Here is a 23,150-nt window from a genome sequence, read left to right as displayed (position 1 = left end):
ACCGACCTCTTTATCAAAGGGTCGGTGTTTGTCTGGTAATCCATGCTTTATATAGTTTGGTCGCGTTCCTCCCGGCCTGGAAGATGCTCTCTTTGTCCTTGTCCTTCTGCCTTCCCATCGTGTTTTGATGGCCTACCCATAAGGCATAGGGAATCGTATAGACCATAAGCGGAACATATACAAGGACGGAGATGGCAGCTCCGGCGCACAGGGCGAATATGAGAACTTTGAGCATTACGATTATCAAGGTCATGGTAATCCCTCCTTTGCCTAATTATACCATACGAAAGGGGTGAGGAATAGTGTGAGCTTAGAATCCGTTTTCAAGCTGTCCCTCATTATGAACATGGTCGACCACCTGACAGGCCCGATGGGCCGTGTGCAGTCTTCGGTCGGCGGCTCTGTCTCGAAGCTTCAGAGCATGGAGCAGACCTTCGGCGACATGACCAAGACCGGGGCGGCGATGGCGGGTATCGGCGCACAGATAACCGCCTCAGCTCTCGCCCCGGTGGAGGCAACCTTCGCGACAAAAAGGGCTCTCGGTGAGCTTGCCTCGGTGGGCGTCAAAGACCTCGGCGTCCTTGAGGATGCGGCGCGCAGCTTCTCCGAACAGTGGGCCGGGACATCGAAAGCCGACTTCATCACGGCGGCCTATGACATCAAGAGCGGCATCTCCTCCCTTACGGATGCGGGCGTCGCCGGGTATACGGAGCTTGCAGGTATCACCGCGAAGGGAACAAAGTCCAGCATCGCGGAGATGACAAACCTCTTCGCCACGGGTTACGGCATATACAAGAACTTCTATTCCGACCTTTCGGATATGGAGTTCGGGGAAGTGTTCTCGGCGGGGATTGCGGCTTCGGTCAAGAACTTCAAGACCACGGGCTCAGGGATGGCACAAGCGATTCAGACCCTCGGGGCCTCGGCAACGACGGCCAACGTGCCCCTTGAGGAGCAGCTCTCTATATTGGGTATGCTTCAGGCCACAATGAGCGGAGCCGAGGCGGGAACGAAATACAAAGCTTTCCTCCGCTCGGCTGTCAAAGGCGGCGAGGAGCTCGGCCTCAAGTTCACGGACGCGAACAACCAGCTCCTCTCTATGCCGGAAATCCTCGGTAAACTCCGGGGCAAGTTCGGAGAGACGATGGACGCAGCCGAAAAAATGCAACTGCAAAAAGCTTTCGGTGATACGGAGGCGGTCGCCCTCATTGACCTCATGTACTCCAAGACGGGAGACTTGCAGAACAACATCCTCGGCCTTTACTCGTCGATGGGCGAAGGAGTCGGGGCCGCCCGGGAAATGGCGTCGGCTATCAACGACACGGAGCCCGAGAAGTACCAGCGGTTACAGCAACGCATCCAGAACGTCAAGGAGTCCATCGGCAACAGCCTCCTCCCCACCGTCAACGAACTGCTCGGCAGGGGCGAGGAAGTCCTGACAAAGGTTGGCTCATGGATTGAGAAGAATCAGGAGCTCGTCAAAGTCATCATGATTATTGTGCTCGCACTGGGAGGCTTCCTGATGGTGGCCGGGACGACAATCGCGGTCGTCGGCGGCGTGGGGCTTGTGTTCACCAAGACGGCGGGACTTGCGACAGGTTTTTACCGGGCGATACGGGGAATCCCCGACCTGCTTACAACTATCCAAATAAAGGCCCTGTATGCCGGGGACGGTCTAAAGAGAGGCTTCAGCGCGGTTAAGACCTTTGCCTCGTCGGCGGTTACTGGCATCAGAAACGTCGCCGTCAATATCGCAAGCATGGCGAGGACGGCAGCCATTAACGGGGTCACGGCATTAAAGAACATGGCCCTCGGCCTTGTGGGGATGGCAAAGCAAGCAATCACGACGGCGGTGACAGCGATGCCCGAGCTTATCGCCTCGGTGTGGAGCTTCACGGCGGCCCTGCTCGCGAATCCTATCACGTGGATTATTATAGGCATCGTCGCTTTAGTGGCCGCGATTATTCTACTCTGGCGGAATTGGGACTCGGTGGTCTCGTGGATACAAGGCGTTTGGAACGGCTTCGTCAACGGCATAAAGGCCGGGTTTGACTGGATTCGGAATCTCTTCTCGGGGATGCCGACCTGGCTGCAAATAGCAATCGCCGCATTCCTGCCGTTCATAGGGATTCCGATGCTCATTATCACGCATTGGGACTCAATAGTCGCCTTCTTCTCGAATATGTGGACCCGCATCAAGGAAGGCTTTGTCAACGGCATCAATGCAATCAAGGAATTCTTTATGGGTGTTCCGGCGTTCTTCAGGGAAAGCGGCGCGAGAATCATCGACACCCTCGTTGAAGGCATCAAGAGCGCGGCCATGAAGCCCGTCGAGGCGGTAAAAGGCATCTTCCAGAAGGTTAGAAAGCTTCTTCCGTTCTCGGATGCGAAGGAAGGGCCTCTCGCGGAGCTGACGCTTTCGGGGCACAGGACAATGTCCACGCTGGCGCAGGGCATCGAACAGGGTGCAGACCTCCCGGCTCAAGCCGTGGAGAAGGGGCTCGGCAAAATTGACACGACAGGAGGCCGGGAGCCTGTCAAGAAGGTCAACCTCAAGGAAATCTCCCGGGAGAAAGAAACATCGGAGACGACCACGGAAAGAGACAGGCGCATCATCATCGAGAAACTGCTCCTAAACGTGGACTTCTCCAAAATCAAAGAGCTCCCGCTGCTCCTCAAGCTCCTCAAGGAGATTGAGGACTACGTCAACAGCAACGGGCTCGTCGCTGAAGGGGAGGGATAATCTTGATATTTGTCGACGACAGTTCGATTAAAGTGAGCGGGGTTATCCTCCCCGGCCTCATCAAGAGTATAGAGGTCAGGGATGACGCTCTCATCGAAGAGCAGACAGTCGAAGGGAGCTCCGCGAAGGCGAAACAGGCAGAGGGGTACGAGGACGCAAAGGTGACGATTGAGCTCATCCTAGAAGACGGCCCCAACGCCACGAGGAAAGAGAAGCTCGACAAGATACAAAACCTTTTCAAAAAGGCAGGACAGGAGAAGCCTGTCGTTCATGAAATCATCAACGAGCACACGGCAGCGCGCCGGGTCAAGAAGGTCATCTTCAAGAGCCTCAGCTCGAAGGAGGAAAGCAAAAAGGAGCAGCTCACGGTGAGCCTTGAGTTCTGGTCGTACAATCCAATGACCATCACGGCGACAAAATCCAAGAGCGGCAGCTCGCAGACGAGCACCTCATCGGCGGTAAGCAAGCTCGACCCGGCATATCAAAGCTATTTGAGCGGCAGCCGGGGGACGGCTCCCAAGACCAACAACTCCCCCGCTGTGGATGACGTAAGCACGACGGCCTATGCGAACAGGCTCTCAATGATGCCGTACTAAGGAAGTGATTCTAAGAGTGGAAACGGCTGAATTATTCTATCCCGAAATCAGCGTAGAGCTCGGGAAATACACCTTCAGGGAAGGCGTAGAAATCGAGGTTTATTCAAGCAAAGACAGTTACTTTGATTGGGCGAAGGTGAGGTTTACCCGGCAGTTCAAAGAGAAGCTCACTCTCGACGTCAAAGAAAAGGCCCTCATCCAGCTCGGTTACAACGGGGTTTTCGACGATGTCTTCGAAGGATATATCACCAAGCCGTATGACAGCGGCGGTTACATGAACGAAATCCTCCTCAAGGACGACATGATTCTCCTTGAGGAAACGGCCATTAACAACACGTTTTTAGATGCGACGCCGCAGGAGATTATCTCCTTTTGCCTCGCAAAGGCCGGGGTTCAGAAGATGAAGCTTTCGGCGGCGGCACATCCGGCAAAGGCGCGAATCCCCATCTTTCAAAAGAACGTGGTCTCGGTCATTAACGAGATACACGCCGCATGGGGAATCGCTGAGAAGTTTTTCTTTTCGGGCGGAGTCTTCTATTGGGGAGAGAAGCCCGAACAAACAAAGGTTTTCTCGTTTGAGTACGGGACGAACATCATCACCCTCAACAGGCCGGGGGGCGTGTGGGAACTCGAAACGGTCTCCGCACCGTTCATCAAGCACTCGCACAAAATAAGCGTTTCACACCCGCAGGTGTCCGGCGAGTTCGAGGTCAAGAAGGTCGTCTTTACTACCAACGAGGCGGGGTTCATCCGCACCTACATCTATTTTTAACCGAAGGAGGGAGAGCAATGCTTGAGGAAATGGTCAAAAGTGTAATAGCAAAGCAGCTCGCCGCCGACTTCCCTCACTTGCAGCTCCCCGGCCTTATGCGTGCAAGGGTCACAAGAGCAGCGTCCACGGGCGAGTGGTACGAATACAGCCTCAAGATTCTTGACAAAACGGGCGAGATTGACGAACGCTTCCCGGAGATTCCCGGAGTGCTTTCCAAGGTAAACGTCGAGCTCGGGAAAACCGTCGCGGTCGGCCTTCTGTACGGTGAGCTCAATCCGTGCATTATCGGGGAGGTGGTTTGATGGCAGGGTTAAACGACACAGACATTAAGCTTGACCCCTCGTGGCAGCTCACCCAGGCGGCCACTGGCGACGCGCCTCTTGTGTCCGGGTTCGACTGCATCATGCAGGACATCCGGCTTGAGGCTATGACACAGGCGGGCGAGCTCTTCTATGATACTGAGTGGGGATGGTCGCTTCTCGACTTCGTGCAGAGCGAGGACGACGAGCTCACCATCATAGAGGTCGGGGAGCGCATAAGAGAAAAGCTTGAAAGAAGAGAAATCGTCGACTCTGAGACCATCTCAACCGAGGTAAAGCTTGAGGATGACGCGCTCAAGGTGTTCACTACCTTTTGCTTTATCGGGGATTCTCAGACCTACAGCGTGAGCGTCACGGTCGACAGGGTAAATGTGGAGGTGATTGAAATTGATTGATGAAAAGGTTCTTGACGAGATTCTTCCCGTCCCGGACATCGAGAAGCTCAAGGAGGAGACGGTCGCGCAGCTTAAAAGCGAGGGCTTCTCAATAACGAACTTCAGCTCGGGCGGCATCTTTTACACCCTCTTGATGATAGTCCTCCGCATCCGCATCGAGCTCATCAACCTCCTCCGCCGTGTGCTCAATAACATGTTTGTCGCTCATGCTGAGGGGATATGGCTCAAGCTCAAAGCGGCGGACTTCGGCAAGAAACAAAAGGAAGCCCTCAAAACGCAAGGCTATGTCACTGTGACAAGGGGAGAAGGCGCGGAGGCCGTTCGCATTGCCAAAGGGCACGTCTTCAAGACCATCAAGGACGTCAACGGCGAGGAGCTCCGATTCTTTGTCCTGAAGGATACCGTCCTTCAGAAGGGCGCGGAGACGGTCGGCGTCCTCGTGGAGGCCGAACGGGAGGGCTCAAGGTACAATGTACCACCCGGGCAGATAACGCGCTCCCTGACGCATTTAGAGGGCGGCTGCACGGTCTCCAATGGTTCTGACTGGATAGTCCGGGAAGGCAGCGACATTGAGGACGTTGAGAGCCTCCGGGAGCGCACCCTCCGCTCGTGGTCTGAGCTTGCCACAAGGCCCATCGCCGAGAAGTATCAAAACGCTTGTGAACAGGTTCCGGGCGTGCTCTTTGTCAAGGTGAACGATATGCACCCGAGAGGTCAAGGAACGGTCGACATCATCGTCACAGGGACGGCGGGAGAAGCGACGGAGGGCCTCCTTGCACAGGTGCGGGCCGAGGTCGACAAGATTATCGGCAACTATGACGACGTGCTCGTGAAGAGCTCTACGACCATAGAGCAGCCTGTCTCCGTAACCGTGACCATCCCGGACACCGTTTCGGATGACGGCATCGCCGACAGCGTGAAGGCTGCTATCTCGGAGCTGCTTCAGATACGGAAAAACCGGGAGCTCAACGAGCTCACTCACGCCGACATCGTCCACGCTGTCAAAAGCAAGGTCGCATCCGTCCGCAATGTCAAGGTTACGGTTCCAAGTGAGGACGTCTTCCTTGACAGCGACAAGGTCATCATCCTCGGTGAGGTATCGGTGACAGTGGAAAGGACGTGAGGCGATGGCGAGATTTGAGAGGTTCGGCGAGTACATGTTCAGCCTCCTCTTTACTCCGCTGAGGAAAGGGAAAAAGGCAGCGAATCAGTTCTATATCTTTTTCAAGGTCGTCGGGAAGCTGTTTGACGACACCAAGAGGGACATCTTCCGGGTGCGGGCCGAGTCAATGGTCATCAGCGCAAGCGAGGTCATGCTCCCGGAACACGGTAAAGACCGGGAAATGCCCCGGCTCAAGGGCGAGGATGCCGAAGCCTACAGGACACGGCTTTCCATGAAGGCCATTATCGCGGAGCAGGCCGGGACAAGGCCGGGCGTCCTCCTTGCCCTCAAGGCTCTCGGATATGAACAATCCTACATAGAGCCGTTTTATAAGACAGACCCGGAGAGATGGGCTGAGTTTATCATCTTCCTCCGGGGCAAGAATCCGAGTGGCGTCAATGACATCCGCATCATAGACGCCGAGGTGATGAAGGTCAAGGAAGCGAGTGCAAAGCCTAACTACGGTGTGGACAGCGGAAACGTCATCGGAATCCGTTCCAAGGAGCAGACGGGATTTTCCCGTTATCCCCTTTGCGGGACTATCGTGTGCGGCGTCTTCCCGATCGCGGTGTGTGTCGGCCATATGGTCGCCTCGGCGGGCGTGGCTCAGTCCCAAAGCGGCGGAGCTATCAAGGATTATCCTCTGACAGGCCGGACAATGACATCGCGGAGGATATACCACGAGGAGAATTGTTCGCTTTATTATGGCTTTGATTCCGTCTCGGAGGTCAAGTCTTCGGCCCGCGATGGTGAAGTGACTTATCCTCTCGCATCAGAGAAAACCATGACGAAAGGAGATGAATGACCATGAAGACATTGACGGGCATCGGCCTAAACAAACAGGCCCAAAGGTTCGCGAGCTCTATCCATCATGCGGCGTACAGCCTCAACGGAGCTCCGCAGACAAGGCCGATTTTCAAGTCTATCGTTGAAGGAGACGTCGTGAAGATTTACGTCTACTTTGACGATGCGGTTGTCGGCAGCGTCTCAAACGTGCAGCTCGTCGACAATGACGGCGATGTGGTCGCGCTGACCGACAGGGTCTTTACGAAACCACAAAGCAAGGGGCTCTATGTAGCCTTTAAGTACCGCTTTACAGAAATGGAGGTTGAAAGTGTTGAATCCTTATAGCAAAGTCGGATGGAAAGACCATGTCGTCGACGAGGAAACGGGCGAAGTCATCCAGAACGGGACGCCGCTGAGCGAGAACAATCTCGGTCATATGGACGACGGCATCCAGGCAGTCACCGCGCAGACCATAACTCAGGATGCCTCTATTGCACAGCTTCAGGCTGAGCTCAAGGTCGTCAAGGATGCAACCTTGAATAATATGACCAACAACGTGTTTATTGAGAACTTCAGCTCGCTCAGCAACATCAAGCTCAGCAACGGCATCTATGACCCGGTGGCGCGGAAAATCTATGTATAAAGTGGCGTGCCCGAGGAGGGAGCTGAGCTGCATGATAGGGAACTTGTTCAGTGAATTGGTTCCTTTATGCGACGGTGATTGCTCCGGCCTCAAGGATGATGACTTCATCATCTCCGGCATCATCACAGGGACAGACAAGAAAGCGACAATCAAGCTCACCGACTACGGATGCGAGTATTACGGAGACGTCCAAGAACTTGAGAGATTGCGGGAAAAGAGGTGTTTGATTCGTGGAGCCTTCCATGCTTCAGAAGAAAGCTGAAATCTTCCTTGACAGGATTTATCCCCTTTTGAGGAACTTCCCGCAGTCCGAGAAGTTTTGCCTCTGCCAAGAGATAAAACAGGCATGTTACAGGGTCATCCGAAACACTATGATGTACAGCGCACTCAAGACGGATGACCGCATCCATTACCTCCGGGAGGTGGACGCAGACCTGAAGCTCCTGCTCATTCATTTTGGGATGGCGAGGAATCAGAAGTACATCACCCAAAAGAAAGCCTATGAGCTGCAAGAGAAAATCTCCGAGCTCGGGCGCATATGCGGGGGTCTGATAAAGGCCCACTACGGGAAAAAGTAACTACTCACAGGGTTGTCCCTGTTTGACCGCTAACCGTGCGATTCGCGGCTACAATTCGGCCCGCTATTGGAACAACAATGGGCAGTCGAATCGCAACGACAACGTCGGCTGGCGGCCCGCCCTGTAAGTCTTTCGTCCGATGCGGTCACGGCTTCATCGGCGAGTCCTTGTTATACTTCAAGGGAGGGGCAATCCTTCACTGTGGAAACGGTGTAAACACATGAACAATGTCATAACTGCCAAGCCGCTTCATGAAAGGGATGCCATTATGACGAACACTACTAAAAGCCCGCTGTTTGACGCAGTTGTTGACTACGACAACATAGCGAAAGGATACCGTGAGACACAACGAGGAGCGCGGAAATTCCAAAAGGAAGCCGTCATCTTCGATATGTGCAGGGAGAGGAATCTCGTCCACTTGTGGCGAGACCTCAAGGATGAAGAATATGAGGTCGGGAAGTACATTCGATTCAAGGTTTTCGAGCCGAAAGAGAGAAATATCTCCGCTCCTCATATTCGGGACAAGACCGTGCAATTCGCGGTTCACAGCGTTCTCAAGGAAGTCTATAAGCCGGTATTTATCAAAGGCTCGTTTGCTTGCCAAGAGGACAAAGGGAATCACAGGGCGGTCGAACACCTTCAGCATAACATGAGGTTGTGCAAATGGAAGCACGGCGGAGGATGGATTCTCAAAATAGATGTCAAAAAGTTCTTTTACTCTATCGACAGGGACATCCTGAAGAGAATCCTTCAAAAGAAAATCAAGGACGAAAAACTTCTCCGGCTCCTTAACAAAATCATTGACTCAAGCCCGGAAGGAGAAAAAGGAATACCGCTCGGGAACGTGACCTCGCAGGACATGGCGAACATCTACCTCGACAAGCTCGACCAGTATTGCGTGAGGTTCCTCAAGGTGAAGTATTACACCCGGTACATGGACGATGTTTGCATCGTGACGCCAACGAAGGAACAGGCCCAGGAGTACCTCAAAAAAATCAAGACGTTCCTTGAGGAGCGACTCGGGCTTGAGACTAACCAAAAGACCAAGATTTTCCCGTTGGAGCAGGGCGTCAATGCCTATGGCTTCAAAATCTGGACGACTCACCGCCTATTGAGGGATAAATCAAAACAGGCGATGAAGCGACGCATTAAGCGTATGGACGAAAAGCAAAAGGCCGGGGAAATGACCAAGAAGGAAGTCGTTCAGGCCGTGAGCTCATGGCTCGGATATGCACGCTGGTCATGCAGCTTCAACCTCTGCAAGAAGATTTTCGCACCATACCCCTATATCAAAGTGGAAGGAGAGATTTATTTTGGCAGAATATCTCGGAACAATCAATCTCGGCGGCCTGTACAAGAGCGGAGTAATCCAACCTCGCCCCACTAAACCGTGGCGCATCAGCTCCGCGCCGACAGGTCAGAGTACAGTCGGAGACATTGCCGACTTTAACACCTTGACCACGATGTCAAGCTGGACTATCGGCAACACTCCGGGAACTGAAGCGAATCAGCTCAAATGGCACAAAATCAAGGACGGAGACAAGACCCTTCTTATTTGTGACAGGGTCATCCTGGCTAATGTGTCGTGGGACGACCTCAACGGCGACAATCGTATTTTTGGCAAAACCATCACTATTGACGGGGCCGAGTACAAGCTGAGAGCTCTGACGGGCGGCAGCAACTACAGGAGCGGAACGGACGCCTACTCCGGCGGTTCTCCGGCTACAAACGAGTGGGACAGATTCGTCACCCGCGAGGAGGTCATCACAGGGCTCCCTGCTCCCACTTCGGCAGACCTTGACTCTACCCTTGCAACGGCTGACTACACGAGCACTCATGGCGATTTTTGGCATTGGGCGGGTATGTATTCATGGTGTCAAGAGACCTACACAGGCAACACCGCTACCCGTGCGCTTCGCGGCTACATTTCGGCCCGCTATTGGAACAACAATGGGCAGTCGAATCGCACCGACATCGTCGGCTGGCGGCCCGTCCTTGAAGTACTGAATACTGCCCCATTGATTTCTGACATAGACCGAAATCTCGGGGACAAAAACGCGGACTTTGTAATCACCTACACGGTCAATGACACCGATGCGTCCGACGTGCTCACAGTAACGGAATACCGCGACGGCGTGCAGACAAACACCTTCACGAATGCAGTCCGGGGGCAAACATACAGCATCAACGTCCCGGTCACAAGCCTCAGCCTCGGCACTCATACCGTCTCCGTAACGGTCAATGACGGCAAGGGCGGCACGGCTACAAGAGTATGGACGTTCCAAAGAGTGAACGCAGCTCCGACCGTCTCGGGAAGTGACCAAAACCTCGGGGATAAAAACCTCGGCTTTCAGATTGAGTACACGGTTAATGACACGGACGGAGACACACTGACAGTTGTCGAGAAACTCAATACTGAAACGCTCAGAACGATAAACAACGCCCCGAAAGGACAGACGCTCACGCTTGAAATCACGAACGAAAAGCTCTTCAGCTTAGCTCTCAACTCGGTCAACACGGCTCGGATTGAGGTCAGCGACGGCAAGGGTGGCACGGCGTACAGGACATACACTTTCAAGCGCGTAAACGCCGCGCCGAGCATCTCGGGAGTGGATGAAGACCTCGGTCAACAGACGGGAGCCTTCTCAAAGACCTACATTGTGAACGACGTCGAAGGCGATGCGGTGATTATCACCGAAAAAATTGACGATACTGTCATCCGAGCATACACCGCAGAGCTCGGCACAGAGGCCACAATCACCCTCACGGAGGAAAAGTGGCTCATGCTGACAAACGGGTCACACTCCCTCAAGATTGAGGCTGTAGACACCAATTTTGCGACGTCGATTAGAGTCTTCAACTTCAGCAAGAACGAGACGGAAATCCTGTTCGAGTTCCCGACTCCGTTCGAGACCGATGCGATGGCAACCAAAGTCCTTGTCACTCCAACATGGCACATCGAGGGCGCGGAGGCCTACGTGTACGCTTGTAATAACGCTTTTGACGACAATCCGACATGGGAAGACATCACAGCGCAGGTCTTCATCAACCGAGTCTATAACTTCATCAATGCGGAGAAAACGGCGACAAGATGGGGCGTAAACATCCGCTTCCATATTGTCAAAAACCCCGGATATGAAGGCGAAGTCTCAATAAATGGATTTGGAGGTGCGTTTGAGTAATGCCTGAATTGTTAAATCCAAAGCCTCTCTCTGAAATCAAGAGGGAAAAGGTAGAAAAGGCCCAAGAACTAAATATCGACCTCTATGAGGCCGTGGCCGGACTGTTTGAGGAATTGCTTGAAGCAAATGCAAGGATTGCCGCGCTTGAAGAGCGTGTCAATACACTAACACAAGGAGGCGGGCAGTAATGGCAGCAGTCAAGAATTACATGATTCCCGTATACGCTGCACTCATTAAGAGGGAGAAAAGGGACATCGAGTCCCTCCCTGAAGAGTACATCGTCCCGGTGGCTGAGTATCTGGCGGCTGAAGTGGAAGGCGCATAGACCGCTTAAACCGGGCAAGACAAAAGGAGGGGCGGCCTCGCGGCTGCTCCCTCCCGGATGTCTTAAATGGCCTCGCTCTTTTGCATGAATCACCCCCTCCGGGGCGGTCGATGCAAGCGAACGATACCTCGGAAATACTTCTGAGAAACGGTGTAATTTTTGCCAAAAATCTTGTCCCTTTTTGCCAAAAATTTTGTCCGGCTACACAGGCAAAAAATACAGATGCTTATGGAAAAAAGAAAACACCGGCCATTGCTTCTTATTGATATCGCGGTTCCCAGGGATATTGACCCGGAAGTGCGGGCAGTCCATCAGGTCAGTCTCTATGATATCGATGACCTGCGCCAGGTTGCGGAGAGCAATCATAAAATCAAGGAAATCGCCGCCGGCGAAGCTGAAAAAATGATTGGGGAAGAAATGGCCAGGTATAAAGAATGGCACAATGCCCTGTTTGTGGCGCCAACCCTTACCGCCCTGCAGCAGCGGGGGGAAGAAATCAAGAAGATTAACCTGGCCAAAGCGCTGGCCAAACTGGATGGACTGACTCCCAAACAGGGGAAGGTAATCCACCGGTTAGCTGATTCCATCGTCAAGCAGTTATTGCATTTTCCTTTGAGCAAGCTTCATGAGGCAGCCAATACTCCGCAGGGATATTTATATACCGAGACCCTGCAGAAGTTATTTGATCTTGATCCTGAGGAAGAATTGTCACCGGATAATCAGACAAATATTCGAGCGGCGGAGAAGGTACAATGAAAACCATTCGCATTGGCACAAGAGAAAGTAAGCTTGCCATCTGGCAGGCCGAGTGGGTCAAGGATTCCTTGACATCGATTTATCCCGGGATAGACTGCGTCTTAGTCCCGAAGAAAACGAAAGGGGATAAAATTCCTGATATTCCGCTGCCCAAGATTGGGGACAAGGGATTTTTTACCGAGGAGCTGGAACAGGCTTTATTGACCGGAGAAATAGACCTGGCGGTGCACAGCCTGAAAGATCTTCCTGTTGAATTGCCCCAGGGCCTGAGTATTGCCGCTTACGGGGAACGCCATGATCCCAGAGACGTATTCTTTGGTAAAGAAGGGCTTCCTCTGGCTGAATTGCCCGCCGGGTCGATGATCGGAACCAGCAGTTTAAGACGGCAGTGTCAATTAAAATATCAGAGGGCGGACCTCAATTTCTGCGATCTGCGGGGGAATCTGGATACACGCTGGGACAAGCTGCAAAATTCCCGGGATATGGCCGGGATTGTACTGGCGGCAGCCGGTGCGCTGCGTTTGGGCTGGCAGGACCGGATCACGGAATTTCTGGCTGAAGATGTTGTCCTGCCTGCTGTCGGCCAGGGGATCATTGCCATTGAGACAGCATCGCACAGAACAGAGATCAGGCAAATACTCCAGCCTCTTAACCACAGGCCTTCGGAATTGGCCGGACGGGCAGAACGTTCTTTTTTGAGAAGCCTGGGAGGGGGATGTCAGACTCCGATTGCCGCTTTGGCTAAAGTTCAGGAGGATAGGATACAAGTCACCGGTATGGTTGCCGGTATGGACGGCAAAAATATTTTAAAGGTGACGGCAGAGGGCTTTGATCCTGAACAGACAGGAGCAGACGCCGCCGCCCAAATCAAATGTTTAGGCGCGAATAATCTATTAAAGGAGATCCAGGGATAACGATGAAAAAAGGATATGTTTATCTTGTCGGCGCCGGACCGGGCAATCCGAAATTGATCACCATAAAGGGCTTGGAATGTATAGCCAAAGCGGATGTTCTGATTTATGACCGCCTGATCTCCGCTCATCTGCTCAATCAAGCCAAGCCTGAGTGTGAGAAAATATATGTAGGTAAATCACCAAAAGCTCAGGTAAGGACTCAGGAAGAAATCAATGCCTTGCTGGTCGAAAAAGGGCTCGCAGGCAAGACGGTAACCAGGCTTAAAGGAGGAGACCCTTTTGTGTTCGGACGCGGGGGAGAAGAAGCGGAAGCTTTAGCTGAAGCAGGGATTCCCTTTGAAATTGTTCCCGGTGTCACTTCAGCGGTTGCCGTACCGGCCTATGCCGGGATTCCCGTTACCCATCGCGGCCTCACTTCCTCCTTTACCGTAATTACAGGCCATGAGAGAGCGGATAAGGAAAATTCAAATATTCCCTGGAAGAATCTGGCCGAGGCTCAAAATACTCTGATTTTCCTGATGGGCATGGAAAACCTGGAACTGATTTGCGGGAAGCTTTTGGAGCATGGGCGCTCAGCAAAAACACCCGTAGGAATCATTGAGTGGGGAACATATTCCAAACAGCGCGTCATATCCGGCGAGCTTGGCGGCATTGCTTCCATAGCCCGGGCGAAAAGGCTGGAGAACCCGGCAGTTATTGTGGTTGGAGAAGTTGTCTCTTTAAGAGAAAAACTGAACTGGCTTGAACGCAGACCCTTGTTCGGACAAACAATCATTGTGACCAGAGCAAGCCATCAGGCCGCCGGCTTGTCCCAAGCCATTGAAGAGCTGGGGGGGGAAGCTCTGGAATTTCCGGTAATCAAGATTACCGAGCCTGCGGATTCTCAGCTTTTACTCAGGGCAATGGAAAATCTGGACAGCTTGTCCTGGCTCATCTTTACCAGTGTAAACGGGGTAGAAGCCTTTTTTGCTGAACTGGGGCGCCGGGGGAAAGATATCCGGGAGCTTGCCGGAGTGAAAATCGCGGCTATTGGCCCGGTGACTCAAGCAGCCCTGACCAAAAGGGGATTATCTGTTTCTTTTGTCCCCGAAGAATTCAGAAATGAAAAAATAGCCGAAGGCCTGGCCGGTAAGCTCATCCCGGGGGAGCGTGTTCTCCTGGCAAGAGCGCAGGAGGCGTCGGGCCTGCTGCCGCAAGCCTTGGCAGCTTCAGGCGCGGATGTCTGGGATGTGCCTGTCTATAGAACGGTTCCGGGAGAGGCGGATAAAGACCGGCTGCGGGATCTGCTGGAAAATAAGGAGATAGACGGGGTGACATTTACCAGCCCTTCAACCGTATCTCATTTTCTCCGCTTATTGGACGGCAAGAAAGATTTGCTGTCCAAGGTAAAGCTATGTTCAATTGGCCCTGTGACCAGCGCCGCCTTGCAAGAAATGGGGCTGCCTGTTTTTTCTGAGGCCAAGGAGTATACAGTTGAAGGCCTGGTGAAAGCCATGATTCAGGGACCGGCTTAATCCGTTCCGTTTATCTAGCGGGCACAGCATTGAGCAGAGTGAACAAACTGGGGGGAGCGCTCCTTGAAATATACCGGCGATAAAGAACAATATGCCGCGAGCTCATAGCCGGTCTTCAGGTTTCGGCCTATTTGCCCGGGTGAATGAGCATCGGAGCCAATGGTCACATACTTTCCCCCAAGCTCTTTGAACCTTTGATAAAACTTTTGATATTCTGAAAAGTATTGAGGATGGCTGTACCGGAGATTGATCTCCAAAGCTGTTTCCCGTTCAGCCAAAAGCTTAAAAATTTCATCCAGCAAATCGGAAAACTGGCGGTATTCCATCGCCGGGTCAGGATAGGGGGCATAGCGGCTGATAAAATCAAAGTGGGCGAAGCTATTAATCGAGGGTACAGCCTGCAAACAGAACAGGGCGTGTTTCAAGTATTTTTCATAGGCTTCTTGTTTCGTGTGGGTGGAAAAAAAATGCTGATCCAGGGCTTGATCATTAATCGTGTGGATTGAGCCGAGGACATAATCGAAAGAATGCTTTTGCAGAAAAGCAAGCAAATTTTCCGGTTGAAGAGTATTTAAGCCGATCTCTACACCTGTCAGGAGCCTTTCATGGCGAAGAGGGAGCAGAGTGTCAAAGTAGTCCTTCTCATTAAAACGGAAACAGTCCTTCCCGGAACCAAACTCATAATGGTCTGTAATGATGATGCCTAATTTCTCATCCTTGCTTTTTTGGATAAGCTCTCCTATTTTTAAATTTGAATCCGGTGAAAATCTGGTGTGCACATGAGTATCAAACATGATCGTTACCTCTCAGTAGTTTGCTTTCCCGTCTAAGATAAAAGCAAGTTTATAAATGTATTATACTCCCATTTTGCAAATATTTCTAATTGTCTTGTGCCATGTTCTAAAACAAAGATAAACCTTTTATTATAAGGTTTCTTTTGTTTAAGGTAAAATACAGGTTAAGAGTAGTTTCGGCTGAAACTTGAGAATATACTTTTATTTATGATAAGATGAAATCATTGAGAACCCTTAGGCAAAATACAGTAAAGAGGGATATTTCGTTTTATGGAAAAAAAACGCAAAGCAGTCGTCCTCCTGAGCGGAGGGCTGGACAGTACAATATGCGCGGTTCTGGCATGCCGTGAATTTGGCGCGGAGAATGTCATTGCCCTGACTCTTTTCTATGGACAGAAGCATGCCAGGGAGATTAAGTCAGCCGAAGCAGTCTGTGAACACTTGGGAATACCGGAGCATTACACCGAAAGTTTGCCCGACATTTTCCGGGGAGCCGGTTCTACTCTGGTTGATCCCGATAAACCAAATCCGGAAATGACTTATGAAGAATTGAGCCAGGCCTATGGAATTTCTCCGACCTATGTGCCCTTCCGCAATGCCAACTTTCTGTCTGTGGCGACCACTGTGGCTCTGGTAAAAGAGGCCGATACCATATTCTACGGGGCTCATGCCGAGGATGCCCGGAACTGGGCGTATCCGGACTGTACTCCGGAATTCAACGGCTCGATGGCCAGCGCCATTTATATCGGCTCTTATCTGAAGGTTCGTCTGGTGACCCCTCTGCAATGGCTGACCAAAAAGGATATTGTAGCGCTGGGGATCACGGTCAATGCTCCTTTTGAACTAACCTGGAGCTGTTATAATGGACAGGAAAAAGCCTGTGGTGTCTGCTCAACCTGTGTCGGCAGGCTGCAGGCTTTTCAGGAAAACAATATACGAGACCCCATTGAATATGAACAGAGGTAAATTTTATGGCGAAAGCAACAATAGTAAAAGAATTTACATTTGATGCCGCTCACAGGCTGGAGGGCTATCAGGGCCTATGCCAAAATCTCCACGGGCATACCTATAAGCTCCAGGTCGGTATTTATGGACCGGTGAAAAATGAGGCCGGAGCGGCCGATGACGGCATGGTGTGGGATTTTGTCAAATTGAAGCAGGCAATAAAAGAAAAAATAATCGATAAGCTGGACCATCAGTATATCAATGAGCTTGTATCGTTCAGGCCTACTTCGGAAAATATCGCTCTCTGGATGATGAAGACCTTACTGGCGGCCAATATTCCCGTTAAATTTATCCGGCTCTATGAAACACCCACATCTTATGTGGAAATTCATGAAGGTGATATTGGTGAGTAAGGAGTACCCTGTTCACGAGATTTTTGACAGTATTCAGGGAGAAGGTTACTGGACGGGAGCGGCCGCTAGCTTTGTCCGTTTACAGCAATGCAATCTGAGATGCGCGTGGTGTGACAGCAAAGGGACTTGGGAGGGGAAGCCGGAGAAAATGACCGCGGATGAGATTTTGGCCGCGGTTCACTCTGAACGGGTTATCCTCACAGGCGGGGAACCGTTATTGCACGACCTGACAGCATTGCTTGAGAGCTTGAAGGCTGCCGGAAAGAAGGTCCATATTGAAACAAACGGGACCCAGCCATGGAAAGAGTCCTATCCTCAAGAGGCATGGATTACCGTATCTCCCAAAAAAGAAAGCGGATATCTTGTCCAGCCTTCAATCAAAAGTAAAGCAAATGAATATAAGTTTGTGGTAGATGAAGATTTTTCAGCGGATATTCTCGCTCAGCTTGAGTTCAACTCATGTCCGAATATTTTTCTTTCTCCTGAAAATGTCCGGTCCGAAATGATCAAAAAAGCCCTGAGCATAGTAGCTCAATACCCTTTTTGCCGGCTCACCCTGCAATTGCACAAACTGATCGGGGTTCGCTGAAAAGTCCCCGCCGTGCGCCCTCGGAAGGTTCCGCAGTTTTGATCGTCCCATCAGTCATTGATCATTGTGGCGATATTTTTCAGGTGCTCGCTGATTCTGAATAACAAGTTGTAAAGGTCCAACATGATGTTTTTCTCAGAGGTAAAGTCTTCTTCATGATCACATACCGTACCAATCTGAAGGGTTTTATACAACTCGGTAATTTCATCGTGAACCGATGTGATCCGGGACAGCAGGGTATGGTCTCTGGTATCCAGCAGGAGCAGCAAATCAAGGAAATTCTTTGACACAGTGGAATAAAGATGGTGAAATCTTTCCAAGTCTTCGGGAGGAATCACCGTTCCGTCAGAATACAGTTTCTGAATAAATCTGGCCATCACGATAATCCGGTCGGCCAGATATTCCCATTCTTTGGCGATAAGCTGGTAATTATGGGTGCGGACGATTTGGTCCTGAGTCATGCTTTGATTAAAGAGGGATGCCAGGTATTTGGCGATGAGCATATAATATTGATCAATTTCTTTCTCTGTTTCCTCAATCTCAGTTATCCAGCGGGGATCTCCGGTGGAGATCGTACGGGGAAGCAGCTCATACATGTGCTCAAGGATTTTTTGCCCTTGCCACCTGATTTCCTGACCGGCCTGATTCAGGGCAATCGTCGGAATTTCCAGGGAAGCCTTGGTCATGTATTTCAGTCTGATTTCTTTCGCTTCCCTTTTCGCGCTGCGGACAAATCTGATCAGCACTCTGGCCAGAATATGATTAAACGGCAGGAATAAGATCACGATGAAAAGGGTCGAGAAGAGGTAGGCATTGGCCACTTCTCCAGCTAAATCAGGAGTGGTCCATTGAATAAAGCGCGCGAATTCAGCAGAAAAGGGCATGAGCAGGACTGCCGCGATGATCCGGTAAAGACTGTTGGCTAAAGCAACCCGCAAAGCGTCGACCTTCTCTGTTCCCAAAGAGGAAAGGAGAGTGGTCATCGTGCCTCCGATATGCGCGCCCATAACCAGCGCAATGATCGCTTGAATGGAAAGAAGCCCGTTATTGGCCAAAGAAATCATTACGGCCAGAAAGGCGGAGCTGCTTTGCATTAAAGCGGTCAGAACAAGCCCGGCCAAGATGCCCAGGATAGGAATTGAGCCGAAATGATGAAGAAAGCTATAGACTCCGGGCATATTTTTTAAGGGGGAGAAAGCGCCGGACATAAAGCTCATGCCAATAAAAACACAACCGAACCCGATTAAAGACTGACCGGCTCTTCTGGCTTTAACACTCTTCATGATCAAAAACGAAATAAACCCAATAAAAATCAGGATTAAAGCAAAATCAATGAACGGAAATGAAATCAATTTAATCAGAACATATGTCCCTAAAGAAGAACCCAAAGAAATCCCCAGAGCCTGGGTAAGCGACAATAAGCCCGAGTTGACAAACTCGACGACCATTACGGTGGAAGCGGCACTGCTTTGCAGGACTATGGTCATGGCCGTACCAAATATGGCCGCTGAAAAGGAATTGCGGGTTAAGGACTCAAGGATATTTCTTAATTTATTGGCGGCCAATTTTTGAAGTCCGTCCGCCAGAGTATTGACTCCGTAGAAAAATAGACCAAGTCCTCCCAAAAGCTGAGCAACCATATTTAGGGTAATTGTCATCCGAATCCCTCCCTTGCCATCAGCAGTATAAACTAAATAGAATTTATTGGAAAGGTTCTCTTGACGTTGAGGCTCAATCAAAGGTAGAATCAAATGGACTGATTTAAAGCTTATTCAGAATCAACCATTTGAGAACCATGAATCAATAAAAAGATAAGGGAGAACATTATGGTCTTATTTGAGGAGATTGTGAGACAGATTGTAGCGATCATCAATTCATTGGGATATATGGGTGTTGCTTTAGGGATGATGCTGGAAAGCGCCTGCATACCCCTTCCGAGTGAGATTGTCCTTCCCCTGGGAGGGAACATGGTTCTGGGAGGACGGGGGATTTCTCTGCTGGGGGTAAATATTGCTGCCGCAGTTGGAAGTATGGTGGGATCGATCATCGCGTATCTGATCGGCTATTATGGAGGAAGACCGTTCATCCTGAACTATGGAAAGTACTTCTTTGTTTCCCTGAAGCATTTCCACTTGGCTGAAAAAACCTTTTTAAAATATGGTGCGTCCGCAGTATTTTTCGGCAGACTCCTGCCGGTGATCAGAACATTTATTTCCCTGCCTGCCGGTATCGCAAAACTGGATTTTAAAAAGTTTTTGATTTTTTCCTTCATCGGTATGATTCCCTGGAATGCTCTCCTGATTTATCTGGGATTTAAGTTTGGGCAGAATTACGCCACCATCATTCGGCCCATATTCCATAAGTTTGAGTATATCGTGATAGGTGGGATTGCTCTTATCATCATGATAGTTATTGTTAAGCAGTATACCATAAAAAAAGATCATTCTGTCAAAAAATAATAGGAATACCCGTTATAGGGAACAAAAGGACAACCAGCTGAGCGATCAAGCTCAACTGGTTATATTTATCGCTAAAAATACTTCAGAGACCCTTTGCCCAAACTAGGCTTTGTGATTGCTTCTGATTTCATGCAAGCTCCGCATTCTCCGGTGGGCCCAGCGCATCTCGGTCGCAACCACGGATATCTCCATCAAAGCTCTTAAATAGAAGACCCCCTTGACCGTAGTTTGCCACTCGTCAAGCGCCTGATCAAACATCATCCAATATTCGTCGCAATCCTCATAGGAACCAAAATAAAGCCCTTCCCGCATGCCGTTGACCATATCCCGCACAAGCTGGGCCAATCTGGTTTCCCCGACGGAAAGCGCGTGGAGCACCTGAGTGAATTCCGGGCTTACTTCCCGGATCTGGAGTGGGGAATCGGGAGCCAGTCTTCTTTTGACCCGCTGACAGGTCATTTCGTTAATGCTCATCCCCCGTTCAATAAAGCCCCTGTTTACTTCCAGCATCCGCTCGAAGAATAAGGGATTATCTTTTTCCGTAAATTCTTCTCTGGCATGCTCATAGGTTTGCATCACTCTTTCCAATTTTGCTTTTAGTTCCACAGGCTCGCGTAAAGTATAGGATTCAAGGGAATGGGAATTGACAAAAGAATTCAGACTGCCTAAAAAATAAATAGAAGTCTCCTGGAAAATGGTGTAAAGTTCCTCGTTAAGCTGTTTCTTGAATTTGGGGGGAGCAAGAATCCTGTTCACAAGCAGAGCAACACCCAAGCCGATAAAAATAGCGGAAGCGTGCAGTTGAACATCGGCCAGAAAATGGTCGGGCGAGGATTCCAGAATCAAGATAACGGCCAGAGCGCCTAAGTCCAGATTTTGGGCCAGCTTGAGACTGGTTGTTATGGTCAGCATGACAATAACGGCCAGACCGATGATAAAAGGACCTGTGCCTAAAGTCAGGCCGAAGCCTACGGCAATGATGATTCCGATCACATGGACGGCGACCTGCTCCCAGGCGTTTCGGATAGATTTGTTTACCGTCGGCTGCATATTCACAGCGGCAGTGGCCGTAGCAAAAAGAACAGCTTCAACATGCAAATACTTACAGATGAATATGGTCAAGGTAATTGCCAAGCCTGTTTTAATAATGCGTGCGCCAATGAACATGATTATCCCTCACTCATTGTTTCTATAATTGAAACCAGATTTAAACCGGGTAGGTTTAACGGTTGCCTGATACTTATTTTAACTAGTTATGAAAAGGTTTAGCAATATGGTTTTGGTTAAAAATAATGTATTTTTTTTAAATTTTATTTAACAAGTTCATTTTAAGACAAAAGGCCTGATCAGTCTATAGGCCAGGGAACCTCGTTAGTTTTTATCCCCCCCGTCAGGATTGTGGGAATGTGCTTGATTTGATATTTTAACAATGGCTGCAGCAAACAAATTATCCAATTTGCCGTCGGGCTGATTCTGTTATTTCCCCACGCAATTTTGCATGAAGCCGCAATCACCTTTTTGGGCTTTGGCCTGCCTGTCCAGATGCCGGCGATCGGGGTGATTTTGTCGGAATCGATGAAATATCTGTCGATGGGCATGTGGTGGCTGGCTTTCTTCCCGGGGCTGGCTTTACTCTTACTGGTCTTGTTATTTGATGTCCTGGGGGAAAACCTCAGGCTGCTGATTGATCCTCACCGGGCCCATGAATAAAGGGATAAGCAAAGGGGGACAGGATAATGGTTAAGGACGGGACACCGCCGATTCTGGAAATAGAAAATCTGGCCGTCAGTTTCAGACAATATGAAAAAGGTCTCCGGCAAAGAGAACTGGAGGTGATCTCCAGCTTGAGTATTCAAATTCAGGCAGGAGAAATCCTGGCGATTGTCGGTTCCAGCGGTTCCGGCAAAAGCCTGCTGGCTCACGCCATTTTGGGTATTTTGCCCTCGAACGCCAGGGTAAGCGGTTCCCTGAAATACCGGGGCCGGGAATTAACAAGTTCCCGCCAGGAAAAGCTGCGCGGCAGAGAACTGGTTCTTGTTCCTCAATCCGTTACTTATTTGGACCCTTTGATGAAGATCGGGGCCCAAGTCCGGGGGACAAACGGGAGCGCGGAAGCCCAGCGCAGAGTATTTGAGAAATATCAGCTGGGTTCGGAAACGGAAGAGATGTATCCTTTTCAATTGTCAGGGGGGATGGCCAGGCGGGTCCTGGTGGCAACGGCAGTGATCGGTGCAGCAGGTCTGATTATCGCCGATGAACCGACCCCCGGACTGCATCCGGCCGTAGCGGAAGAAACCATGCGCCATTTACGGGCTTTGGCGGATGAAGGGCGGTCTGTCATGCTGATAACGCATGAGCTTGATCTGGCCTGCCGGGTTGCGGACCGGATAGCGGTATTTTATGGAGGGACGACGGTGGAGGTCGCACCCGTCGCTGATTTTATCCAAGGGAGGGAGGCCCTCAGGCACCCTTACAGCAAAGCGTTATGGAATGCTTTGCCCCAAAATGGCTTTCAAGCGATACCGGGGTCTCAGCCCTATGCGGGACGGAAAGTATCGGGATGTGTTTTCGCTGCCCGCTGTCAGATCAAGACTGAGGAGTGCAATCGTCCGGTTGCTTTTCAGGAGCTGCGCGGTGGGACGGTGAGGTGCTGTCATGCGACTTGAAGCCAGAAACATCAGCTTTCGCTACGGCAAAGGCCCGTGGATTTTAAAGAATTTTCATTTCCAGATGGAGCAGGAGGAGAGAGTTGGTCTGATTGCTCCGAGCGGTTATGGGAAAAGTACTTTAGTTAAATTGCTGGCGGGATATGCAAGTCCGGCGGCAGGAGAGATTTTGCTTGAGGGCAGGCCCTTGCCAAAGAAGGGATATTGTCCGGTGCAACTGATCTACCAGCATCCGGAAAAAGCGGTCAATCCCAGATGGAAGTTAAAGGATACCTTATTTGAAGGCTGTTCTGTGGATCAGGAATTGCTGAAATCCATGGGAATCGAGGAAGAATGGCTGCAGCGCTGGCCCAATGAATTATCCGGAGGGGAGCTTCAGCGTTTCTGTATAGCCAGGGCCCTTGGGGCGAAGACCAAATTTTTGATCGCCGATGAAATAAGCACCATGCTGGATGTGATCACCCAGGCCCAGATCTGGACCTATCTTTTGCGAGCGGTTCAGGAAAGAAAGCTTGGCTTGCTGGTGGTCACCCATAACCAGGCGCTTGCCGAGCGGATATGTACAAGAATCATTGATCTGGAAGCAAAATGACAGGAG

The 23,150-nt window shown here is 50.7% G+C and carries 28 protein-coding genes and 1 pseudogene; 25 read left to right on the top strand and 4 right to left on the bottom strand.

Annotated elements, in window-relative coordinates:
* Positions 1-13: 13 nt before the first annotated feature.
* Positions 14-253: a hypothetical protein gene (locus SGLY_RS15685; protein ID WP_013623785.1), complete on the bottom strand. Its 240-nt coding sequence runs from the start codon at positions 251-253 to the stop codon at positions 14-16.
* 87 nt (positions 254-340) lie between these two features.
* Here SGLY_RS15685 and SGLY_RS15680 point away from each other — a divergent pair, with 87 nt between their 5' ends.
* From SGLY_RS15680 to cobA, 18 genes are all read left to right on the top strand, one after another.
* Entirely contained in the window at positions 341-2,743 is a 2,403-nt protein-coding gene (locus SGLY_RS15680; RefSeq protein WP_242822953.1) for a phage tail tape measure protein, read from the top strand.
* Between the two features lie 2 nt (positions 2,744-2,745).
* Entirely contained in the window at positions 2,746-3,339 is a 594-nt protein-coding gene (locus SGLY_RS15675; protein WP_013623787.1) for a splicing factor 3b subunit 2, read from the top strand.
* Positions 3,340-3,355: 16 nt separating this feature from the next.
* Complete coding sequence (locus SGLY_RS15670; protein ID WP_013623788.1) at positions 3,356-4,111, top strand: serine/arginine repetitive matrix protein 2; 756 nt, start codon at positions 3,356-3,358, stop codon at positions 4,109-4,111.
* A 17-nt stretch (positions 4,112-4,128) separates the two neighbouring features.
* Entirely contained in the window at positions 4,129-4,413 is a 285-nt protein-coding gene (locus tag SGLY_RS15665; protein WP_013623789.1) for a hypothetical protein, read from the top strand.
* A complete protein-coding gene (locus SGLY_RS15660) occupies positions 4,413-4,826 on the top strand; it encodes a hypothetical protein (RefSeq protein WP_013623790.1) in 414 nt (137 codons plus the stop codon). Before SGLY_RS15665 ends, SGLY_RS15660 begins: the two co-directional genes overlap by 1 nt.
* Complete coding sequence (locus SGLY_RS15655) at positions 4,819-5,949, top strand: baseplate J/gp47 family protein (RefSeq protein WP_013623791.1); 1,131 nt, start codon at positions 4,819-4,821, stop codon at positions 5,947-5,949. The genes SGLY_RS15660 and SGLY_RS15655 overlap by 8 nt, the downstream gene beginning before the upstream one ends.
* Before the next feature lie 4 nt (positions 5,950-5,953).
* Positions 5,954-6,793: a hypothetical protein gene (locus SGLY_RS18280; RefSeq protein WP_013623792.1), complete on the top strand. Its 840-nt coding sequence runs from the start codon at positions 5,954-5,956 to the stop codon at positions 6,791-6,793.
* Positions 6,794-6,795: 2 nt separating this feature from the next.
* Entirely contained in the window at positions 6,796-7,119 is a 324-nt protein-coding gene (locus SGLY_RS15645) for a hypothetical protein (RefSeq protein ID WP_013623793.1), read from the top strand.
* Positions 7,103-7,417, top strand: coding sequence for a hypothetical protein (locus SGLY_RS15640; RefSeq protein ID WP_013623794.1), 315 nt, complete (start codon positions 7,103-7,105; stop codon positions 7,415-7,417). Before SGLY_RS15645 ends, SGLY_RS15640 begins: the two co-directional genes overlap by 17 nt.
* A gap of 31 nt (positions 7,418-7,448) precedes the next feature.
* On the top strand, positions 7,449-7,679 hold the full coding sequence (locus SGLY_RS15635) for a PDZ domain-containing protein (protein WP_013623795.1): 231 nt from the start codon (positions 7,449-7,451) through the stop codon (positions 7,677-7,679).
* Positions 7,660-7,995 carry a diversity-generating retroelement protein Avd gene (gene avd / locus SGLY_RS15630; protein WP_013623796.1) on the top strand — a complete coding sequence of 112 codons (336 nt, stop codon included), beginning with the start codon at positions 7,660-7,662 and terminating at the stop codon, positions 7,993-7,995. Before SGLY_RS15635 ends, avd begins: the two co-directional genes overlap by 20 nt.
* A gap of 220 nt (positions 7,996-8,215) precedes the next feature.
* Positions 8,216-9,382 carry a reverse transcriptase/maturase family protein gene (locus SGLY_RS15625; RefSeq protein WP_013623797.1) on the top strand — a complete coding sequence of 389 codons (1,167 nt, stop codon included), beginning with the start codon at positions 8,216-8,218 and terminating at the stop codon, positions 9,380-9,382.
* Positions 9,309-11,177, top strand: a complete 1,869-nt coding sequence (locus SGLY_RS15620) for a hypothetical protein (RefSeq protein WP_242822952.1) — start codon at positions 9,309-9,311, stop codon at positions 11,175-11,177. The genes SGLY_RS15625 and SGLY_RS15620 overlap by 74 nt, the downstream gene beginning before the upstream one ends.
* On the top strand, positions 11,177-11,365 hold the full coding sequence (locus SGLY_RS15615; protein ID WP_013623799.1) for a hypothetical protein: 189 nt from the start codon (positions 11,177-11,179) through the stop codon (positions 11,363-11,365). The genes SGLY_RS15620 and SGLY_RS15615 overlap by 1 nt, the downstream gene beginning before the upstream one ends.
* Positions 11,365-11,502 (top strand): CD1375 family protein, encoded by a 138-nt coding sequence (locus SGLY_RS18195; protein WP_013623800.1) that lies wholly within the window; start codon positions 11,365-11,367, stop codon positions 11,500-11,502. The genes SGLY_RS15615 and SGLY_RS18195 overlap by 1 nt, the downstream gene beginning before the upstream one ends.
* Before the next feature lie 159 nt (positions 11,503-11,661).
* Positions 11,662-12,258 (top strand): glutamyl-tRNA reductase, encoded by a 597-nt coding sequence (locus SGLY_RS15610; protein ID WP_083811252.1) that lies wholly within the window; start codon positions 11,662-11,664, stop codon positions 12,256-12,258.
* Positions 12,255-13,172, top strand: a complete 918-nt coding sequence (gene hemC, locus SGLY_RS15605) for a hydroxymethylbilane synthase (protein ID WP_013626152.1) — start codon at positions 12,255-12,257, stop codon at positions 13,170-13,172. The genes SGLY_RS15610 and hemC overlap by 4 nt, the downstream gene beginning before the upstream one ends.
* A gap of 2 nt (positions 13,173-13,174) precedes the next feature.
* Positions 13,175-14,686 carry a uroporphyrinogen-III C-methyltransferase gene (gene cobA / locus SGLY_RS15600; protein WP_013626151.1) on the top strand — a complete coding sequence of 504 codons (1,512 nt, stop codon included), beginning with the start codon at positions 13,175-13,177 and terminating at the stop codon, positions 14,684-14,686.
* A gap of 14 nt (positions 14,687-14,700) precedes the next feature.
* On the opposite strand, the gene SGLY_RS15595 is transcribed toward cobA, so the two are convergent.
* Complete coding sequence (locus SGLY_RS15595) at positions 14,701-15,480, bottom strand: histidinol-phosphatase HisJ family protein (RefSeq protein WP_013626150.1); 780 nt, start codon at positions 15,478-15,480, stop codon at positions 14,701-14,703.
* Positions 15,481-15,750: 270 nt separating this feature from the next.
* Here SGLY_RS15595 and queC point away from each other — a divergent pair, with 270 nt between their 5' ends.
* Genes queC through SGLY_RS15580 form a run of 3 tightly spaced genes read left to right on the top strand, consistent with a single transcriptional unit; the run spans position 15,751 to position 17,427 of the window.
* Positions 15,751-16,446, top strand: a complete 696-nt coding sequence (gene queC, locus SGLY_RS15590; RefSeq protein ID WP_013626149.1) for a 7-cyano-7-deazaguanine synthase QueC — start codon at positions 15,751-15,753, stop codon at positions 16,444-16,446.
* 5 nt (positions 16,447-16,451) lie between these two features.
* A complete protein-coding gene (gene queD, locus SGLY_RS15585; protein ID WP_013626148.1) occupies positions 16,452-16,838 on the top strand; it encodes a 6-carboxytetrahydropterin synthase QueD in 387 nt (128 codons plus the stop codon).
* Positions 16,831-17,427: a 7-carboxy-7-deazaguanine synthase QueE gene (locus SGLY_RS15580; protein ID WP_169312033.1), complete on the top strand. Its 597-nt coding sequence runs from the start codon at positions 16,831-16,833 to the stop codon at positions 17,425-17,427. The genes queD and SGLY_RS15580 overlap by 8 nt, the downstream gene beginning before the upstream one ends.
* Before the next feature lie 50 nt (positions 17,428-17,477).
* Here the strand turns inward: SGLY_RS15580 and SGLY_RS15575 are convergent, their stop codons facing one another.
* Positions 17,478-19,085, bottom strand: coding sequence for a Na/Pi cotransporter family protein (locus SGLY_RS15575; RefSeq protein ID WP_013626146.1), 1,608 nt, complete (start codon positions 19,083-19,085; stop codon positions 17,478-17,480).
* Between the two features lie 168 nt (positions 19,086-19,253).
* On the opposite strand from SGLY_RS15575, the gene SGLY_RS15570 reads away from it, so the two are divergent.
* Positions 19,254-19,886, top strand: a complete 633-nt coding sequence (locus SGLY_RS15570) for a DedA family protein (RefSeq protein WP_013626145.1) — start codon at positions 19,254-19,256, stop codon at positions 19,884-19,886.
* 102 nt (positions 19,887-19,988) lie between these two features.
* Here the strand turns inward: SGLY_RS15570 and SGLY_RS15565 are convergent, their stop codons facing one another.
* Complete coding sequence (locus SGLY_RS15565) at positions 19,989-21,053, bottom strand: FUSC family protein (protein WP_013626144.1); 1,065 nt, start codon at positions 21,051-21,053, stop codon at positions 19,989-19,991.
* A gap of 285 nt (positions 21,054-21,338) precedes the next feature.
* On the opposite strand from SGLY_RS15565, the pseudogene SGLY_RS17685 reads away from it, so the two are divergent.
* From SGLY_RS17685 to SGLY_RS15550, 3 genes and pseudogenes are all read left to right on the top strand, one after another.
* Positions 21,339-21,596, top strand: a pseudogene (locus SGLY_RS17685) (ABC transporter permease); the annotation flags it as partial.
* A 26-nt stretch (positions 21,597-21,622) separates the two neighbouring features.
* Complete coding sequence (locus SGLY_RS15555; protein ID WP_013626143.1) at positions 21,623-22,552, top strand: oligopeptide/dipeptide ABC transporter ATP-binding protein; 930 nt, start codon at positions 21,623-21,625, stop codon at positions 22,550-22,552.
* Positions 22,542-23,144 (top strand): ABC transporter ATP-binding protein, encoded by a 603-nt coding sequence (locus tag SGLY_RS15550; protein ID WP_013626142.1) that lies wholly within the window; start codon positions 22,542-22,544, stop codon positions 23,142-23,144. Before SGLY_RS15555 ends, SGLY_RS15550 begins: the two co-directional genes overlap by 11 nt.
* Positions 23,145-23,150: the final 6 nt, after the last annotated feature.

Source organism: Syntrophobotulus glycolicus DSM 8271 (assembly GCF_000190635.1).
Lineage (GTDB): Bacteria > Bacillota > Desulfitobacteriia > Desulfitobacteriales > Syntrophobotulaceae > Syntrophobotulus > Syntrophobotulus glycolicus.
The sequence above is the reverse complement of the archived record's forward strand: the minus strand, read 5'-3'. Positions and strand labels throughout refer to the sequence as shown.

Excerpts from the sequence above, each read along its gene's own strand:
- SGLY_RS15685 (WP_013623785.1), bottom strand. The coding sequence starts at position 253 with ATGACCTTGATAATCGTAATGCTCAAAGTTCTCATATTCGCCCTGTGC.
- SGLY_RS15680 (WP_242822953.1), top strand. The coding sequence starts at position 341 with ATGAACATGGTCGACCACCTGACAGGCCCGATGGGCCGTGTGCAGTCT.
- SGLY_RS15665 (WP_013623789.1), top strand. The coding sequence starts at position 4,129 with ATGCTTGAGGAAATGGTCAAAAGTGTAATAGCAAAGCAGCTCGCCGCC.
- SGLY_RS15660 (WP_013623790.1), top strand. The coding sequence starts at position 4,413 with ATGGCAGGGTTAAACGACACAGACATTAAGCTTGACCCCTCGTGGCAG.
- SGLY_RS18280 (WP_013623792.1), top strand. The coding sequence starts at position 5,954 with ATGGCGAGATTTGAGAGGTTCGGCGAGTACATGTTCAGCCTCCTCTTT.
- SGLY_RS15645 (WP_013623793.1), top strand. The coding sequence starts at position 6,796 with ATGAAGACATTGACGGGCATCGGCCTAAACAAACAGGCCCAAAGGTTC.
- SGLY_RS15635 (WP_013623795.1), top strand. The coding sequence starts at position 7,449 with ATGATAGGGAACTTGTTCAGTGAATTGGTTCCTTTATGCGACGGTGAT.
- avd (WP_013623796.1), top strand. The coding sequence starts at position 7,660 with ATGCTTCAGAAGAAAGCTGAAATCTTCCTTGACAGGATTTATCCCCTT.
- SGLY_RS15625 (WP_013623797.1), top strand. The coding sequence starts at position 8,216 with ATGAACAATGTCATAACTGCCAAGCCGCTTCATGAAAGGGATGCCATT.
- SGLY_RS15615 (WP_013623799.1), top strand. The coding sequence starts at position 11,177 with ATGCCTGAATTGTTAAATCCAAAGCCTCTCTCTGAAATCAAGAGGGAA.
- SGLY_RS18195 (WP_013623800.1), top strand. The coding sequence starts at position 11,365 with ATGGCAGCAGTCAAGAATTACATGATTCCCGTATACGCTGCACTCATT.
- hemC (WP_013626152.1), top strand. The coding sequence starts at position 12,255 with ATGAAAACCATTCGCATTGGCACAAGAGAAAGTAAGCTTGCCATCTGG.
- cobA (WP_013626151.1), top strand. The coding sequence starts at position 13,175 with ATGAAAAAAGGATATGTTTATCTTGTCGGCGCCGGACCGGGCAATCCG.
- SGLY_RS15595 (WP_013626150.1), bottom strand. The coding sequence starts at position 15,480 with ATGTTTGATACTCATGTGCACACCAGATTTTCACCGGATTCAAATTTA.
- queC (WP_013626149.1), top strand. The coding sequence starts at position 15,751 with ATGGAAAAAAAACGCAAAGCAGTCGTCCTCCTGAGCGGAGGGCTGGAC.
- queD (WP_013626148.1), top strand. The coding sequence starts at position 16,452 with ATGGCGAAAGCAACAATAGTAAAAGAATTTACATTTGATGCCGCTCAC.
- SGLY_RS15575 (WP_013626146.1), bottom strand. The coding sequence starts at position 19,085 with ATGACAATTACCCTAAATATGGTTGCTCAGCTTTTGGGAGGACTTGGT.
- SGLY_RS15570 (WP_013626145.1), top strand. The coding sequence starts at position 19,254 with ATGGTCTTATTTGAGGAGATTGTGAGACAGATTGTAGCGATCATCAAT.
- SGLY_RS15565 (WP_013626144.1), bottom strand. The coding sequence starts at position 21,053 with ATGTTCATTGGCGCACGCATTATTAAAACAGGCTTGGCAATTACCTTG.
- SGLY_RS15555 (WP_013626143.1), top strand. The coding sequence starts at position 21,623 with ATGGTTAAGGACGGGACACCGCCGATTCTGGAAATAGAAAATCTGGCC.
- SGLY_RS15550 (WP_013626142.1), top strand. The coding sequence starts at position 22,542 with ATGCGACTTGAAGCCAGAAACATCAGCTTTCGCTACGGCAAAGGCCCG.